This is a genomic window from Accumulibacter sp. (assembly GCF_023806565.1).
GTDB lineage: Bacteria > Pseudomonadota > Gammaproteobacteria > Burkholderiales > Rhodocyclaceae > Accumulibacter.
In genome coordinates, this window is record NZ_JAMTDV010000036.1 from 1 (window position 1) to 4978 (window position 4978).

2 protein-coding genes and 1 pseudogene are annotated in these 4978 nt (G+C 63.0%); 2 read left to right on the plus strand and 1 reads right to left on the minus strand.

Annotation, left to right across the window (positions count from 1 at the left end; translation table 11 throughout):
• Window positions 1-510 (plus strand): annotated as a pseudogene (locus tag NFV80_RS04405) (lipid-transfer protein); the annotation flags it as partial.
• A gap of 135 nt (window positions 511-645) precedes the next feature.
• Here the strand turns inward: NFV80_RS04405 and NFV80_RS04410 are convergent.
• Entirely contained in the window at window positions 646-3993 is a 3348-nt protein-coding gene (locus NFV80_RS04410) for an EAL domain-containing protein (protein ID WP_295327770.1), read from the minus strand.
• A gap of 480 nt (window positions 3994-4473) precedes the next feature.
• Here NFV80_RS04410 and NFV80_RS04415 point away from each other — a divergent pair.
• The coding region (locus tag NFV80_RS04415; protein ID WP_295327772.1) for a sugar phosphate nucleotidyltransferase at window positions 4474-4978 on the plus strand (505 nt) is incomplete at its 3' end.

The window sequence follows — 4978 nt, forward strand, 5'->3', positions numbered from 1 at the left end:
TCGCAGCGCTTTGCCGAGCAGAGGAATCTTGACCGCCGCGTTTTCATCGCCGCGCAGGCGATGACTACCGACCGTCCTGGAACCTTCGAGAAGCGCAGCATGATCGCCCTGGTCGGCGCCGACATGAGCCGCGAGGCAGCCGATCTGGTCTACGAGCAGGCGGGCATCGGGCCTGGCGATGTCGATGTCGTTGAACTGCACGATTGCTTCGCGCAGAACGAAGTGCTCACCTACGAGGCGCTGCGCCTGTGTCCCGAAGGCGGCGCCGAGAAGTTCGTCGCCGACGGCGACAACACCTATGGCGGGCGGGTGGTCACGAATCCGTCGGGGGGCCTGCTCTGCAAGGGTCACCCGCTGGGGGCAACCGGTCTTGCGCAGTGTGCGGAACTCGTCGAACAGCTGCGCGGCGAAGCCGGCGCACGCCAGGTCGCCGGCGCGCGCACCGCCCTGCAACACAACCTCGGTCTCGGTGGCGCCTGTGTCGTGACGCTTTACCAGCGCGCCGCCTGATCGGGGGGTGCGCCGCAAGGTCTGCCGCCTGGTAGACTCCTCCCCTGAGCGAGGCAGGACCTGCGGCCGAGGAGGGCGCAGGTGCGCCGCAGTCGACAGCTTCCGATCACGCAGCGGCGGGCGCCGCTGTGGCGCTCAGGTGGGGAAGGGGAGCGAACCCTCGAGCGAAATCTCCGGCTCAGGCTTGCCGAACAGATAGCCTTGGTAGGCATGGCAGTTGTGCGCCGCGAGGAAGGTCCGCTGCTCCTTGGTTTCCACCCCTTCGGCGATGACGTTGAGTCCGAGGCTGTGCGCGAGGGAGACGATGGTGCGGGCGATCACGGCATCATTGGGATCGGTGAGCACGTCACGGACGAATGACCGGTCGATCTTCAACTGGTCGAACGGCAGGCGCTTGAGGTAGGCGAGCGACGAATAGCCGGTGCCGAAATCGTCGAGCGAAAAGCCGACCCCTCTGCTTCGCAGCAGGGTCATCCGGGTGATGATTTCCTCGACGTCCTTCAGCAGCATGCTTTCGGTGAGTTCGAGCTTCAGTCGCCTGGGGTCGGCTTCGCTGTTTTCGAGTACCGCCAACAGCTGGTCGACGAAATCTGCCTGTCGAAACTGGCGGGCACTGACGTTGACAGCCAGCGTGAGGTGCGCGAATTCGGGCTTCTTCGCCCACGCGCTCAGCTGCGCGCAGGCGGTTTCCAGTACCCAGAGGCCGAGCGGAATGATCAGGCCGGTTTCTTCCGCAAGCGGAATGAACTCGGCGGGGGAAACCATTCCGCGTAGCGGATGTTGCCAGCGCACCAGTGCCTCCGCTCCGAAGACGCGCCCGAGGTGATCCACCTGCGGCTGATAGTGGAGCACGAAGTGGCCTTCCTCGAGGCTCTTGCGCAGATCGGCTTCCATCGCCACGCGTGCAGCGACGACCGTCTGCATTTCCGCGTCGAAGAAGCGCAGGGCGTTGCGACCTGCGCCCTTGGCCTGATACATGGCGAGATCGGTCTGTTTCAGCAGTTCGTCCACGGAACTTGGCCTGTCGCCGAAGATGGTGACGCCGATGCTCGGAGTGCTGTGGTGCGCGTGCTCGCCGAGCAGATAGACCTGGTTGAGTGCTGCCAGAATCTTCTCGCCGACCGTTTCGGCCTGTTTGCTGGCCTCCAACGGCGTTTCGCTCAGGTCTTCGAGCATCACCACGAATTCGTCACCGCCCAGACGGGCGACGGTGTCGCTTTCGCGGACGCAGTCCCGCAGACGCTGTGCAACCTGCTGCAGGAGCAGATCGCCCTTGTCGTGGCCGAGTGTATCGTTGAGATCCTTGAAGTCGTCCAGGTCGATGAAGAACAGAGCACCCAGGCGCTTGTTGCGGCAACTGGTCGCCAGCGCGTGCTGCAGCCTCTCCAGCAGAAGGCGACGGTTGGGCAGATTGGTCAGGGGATCGGAAAAGGCCAGTTGCTGGATTCTCTCTTCGCTTTGTTTGGGCAGGGTGAGATCCGAAAAGATGGCGACGTAGTTGCTCAGACGGCCTTGTGCGTCCTTCACGGCGGCGATGGAAATCCATTCCGGAAAGATCTCGCCACTTTTGCGCCGGTTCCAGATTTCGCCCTGCCAGCGCCCGCTGTGGACAATGCTGTCCCACATGTCCCGATAGAAACCCCTGTCCTGATGGCCGGACTGCAGCATGCGCGGATTGCGCCCGATGACCTCGCTCGCGTCGTAGCCGGTGATTTCGCTGAAGGCGCGATTGACCGCGATGATGCTGCCGTCCGGCTGGGTAATGATGACGCCCTCGGCAGCACTCTCGAATACGGTGGCGGCCTGGCGCAGATGGTCTTCCATGCGCTTGCGTTCGGTGATGTCGAGCATGACGCCAACCAGCCCGCCAACGGTGCCGTCGGGCTGGCTGAAAGTGGCCTTGTGGAACATCACGTCGCGTACCTCACCGTTGGCGTAGCGGACCTGGCTTTCATAGATCTGGAAGCCGGTCCTCGCGAGGAGTTCGCGGTCCGCGGCGAGATATTGTTCGGCCAGTTCGGGCGGAGCAACGTCGTGCGGCCGCCTGCCGATCAATTCGCTCCGTGACTTGCCGACGACGGCCTCGAACGCCCGGTTGCAGCCCAGGTAACGACATTCTGCGTCCTTGTAGAACACTGGCCCTGGAATTGCACCGATCAACTGGTTGAGCAGGTGCAGCTGCTGCGACAGTTCCGCCGTTCGCTCTGCGACTCGTGCCTCCAGTTCCTCGTGGCTGCGGCGCAGCGCTTCATCGGCCCGCTTGAAGGCGGTTCGGTCGTCGAGGATCCACACCGTTCCCTGCGTGGGATGAACGGGATCGCTGACGTAGCCGATGACGTTCATCCACAGATCGCTGCCATCCTGCCGGCGCAGGTACATCTCGGTCTGGAAAGGCTGTGCGGCCGACAACAATGGCGCCGCCACGCGCACCACCTCCTCGTATTCCGCGTCCGATCGGCACAACAGACGTGCCGGCCTGCCAATGGCTTCATCCCCGACAAAACCGAAGGTTTCGGCGAACTTGCGGTTGTGGTGCGCGATCATGCGGTCGCGGGTGAGCAGGATGCCAACCGGGGCGTTGGCCATCATCGCTTCCAGTTCGCGCATCGCGATCCGGAGTTGCTCGCGCGAGTTCCGCTCCTGCTCGATGTCCTCGACGATCCACACGACCCCACTTTCGGCGCGCTCGAGATCCAGCGGCTGCGCGAAGTAGTGGCACCACACCAGGCTGCCGTCCTTGCGCCGCAGGCGACTTTCCGCCGAATACGTCAGGCCGCTTTCCAGCAATGGCGCCGACGCCTTGACGAAAGCGCGGTAGGCGGCTACGTCGGGAAATAGGGATACGCCGTGCATGCCGGCGAGTTCGTTCGGCGCATAGCCGAGAATTGCTTCGACCCGATGATTGCAGCGCCGCAGCTGATTTCCCTGCGAGTAGACGATGCCGACGGAAGCGTTGGTGAAGATCGCCTGCAGTTCCCGGAGTGCCTGCCGTTGCGCCTCCTCGGCCAGACGCAGTCGGGTGACGTCGGTTCCCGTACCGATGAAGCCGAGAAATGCGCCATCGGGTGCGAACCTCGGCTTGCCGTTCAGGTGAATCGTGATCCGGCGTCCGTCCGGGTTGGCGATTTCGTACTCAAAGTCGCGAAAGGCACGGTGATTGACCAGATCGTCCAGGTGACGACGCCATTGTGTCTGCGTCAGGTCGCCGCCGAACTGCGCGGCCACCTCCTGCCGGGTCTTGCCAAGGAAGCGGCTCGGCGGCTGTCCGGTCACTTCGAAAAACCGTTCGGAGATGTAGACGAAGCGGAGCGACGCATCCATTTCCCAAAACCAGTCGGAAGCGGATTCGGCGATCACGCGGAAACGATCTTCGCTTTCGCGCAGCGCATCTTCCACGCTGCGGCTGGCTTGCCCATTGGTGCCGGCTTCGCCCAAGGGACGGTGGTGATCGCGGCGTTGACGCCCGACGGGCGATCGGCTCATGGTCGCAGTACCGAAAACATTTCTCGTTTCCCTGGCAGACGGTGGTTGCGGGCCTGTACCTGGAGATCCACGGTTACTGTGTACTCACTATAAACGGAAATCGCCATGACTACGTCACGAGGGAACGCTGGCAGGCCCGCTGCCACCGTGACGCTCGTGCCATTTTCGCGAGAAACGGCCGTTTCCGGCAATACTTTCGCCCAATCGTTCGCAAGGGGAGTTCGCTCGCCGAGGTGTCGGACCCGGCGCCAGTCTCTTGGCCTTGCAGAAACTCGGAGCGAAGGTAGCGATGCCGGCCTGCCACGCGCGCAGCGCGAAGAACCTGGCTGCGTTACGCTTGTCCAAGTTCCCTTGGTCTGGTGCCTTGCCGGGCCCGGGAAAAGCGGGGTGCGCGGGGCGAAGGCGATACGAGCAGCGCCAGGTCCGCGGGATCGCGTTGCCTCGGCGCAGTCAGTCGGTTTATTGACGAGGAGCGAGGAAATGACGATCGCCCCCAACATTCTTGCCGTGGTACTGGCAGGCGGCGAGGGTTCGCGTCTGCATCCGCTGACGCAGCATCGTTCCAAACCCTCGGTTCCTTTCGGCGGCCGCTTCCGCATCGTCGACTTCGTCCTGTCGAACCTGGTCAATTCCAAGATCTTCGCGATCTACCTGCTGGTCCAGTACAAGTCGCAGTCACTGATCGAGCACATCCGGCGGTCGTGGGTGCTCTCGCCGATCTTCTCGCAGCAGTTCATCACCGTGGTTCCGCCGCAAATGCGCGAGGGTCCGGAATGGTTCCAGGGAACCTCCGACGCGGTCTATCAGAACCTGGGGCTGATCGAGAAACATGCGCCGGATCTTGTCGTGGTTTTTGGTGCCGACCACATCTATCGCATGGACGTGCGCCAGATGATCGTTTTTCACATGAGCCGCGGTGCCGATGTCAGTATCGCCGCGCTGCCGGTGCCGATCGCAACTGCGTCGGCGTTCGGCATCATCGACG

What these genes read in the sequence shown, in the direction of transcription:
- NFV80_RS04410 (WP_295327770.1), bottom strand. Translation starts at nt 3,993, where the DNA reads ATGAGCCGATCGCCCGTCGGGCGTCAACGCCGCGATCACCACCGTCCC.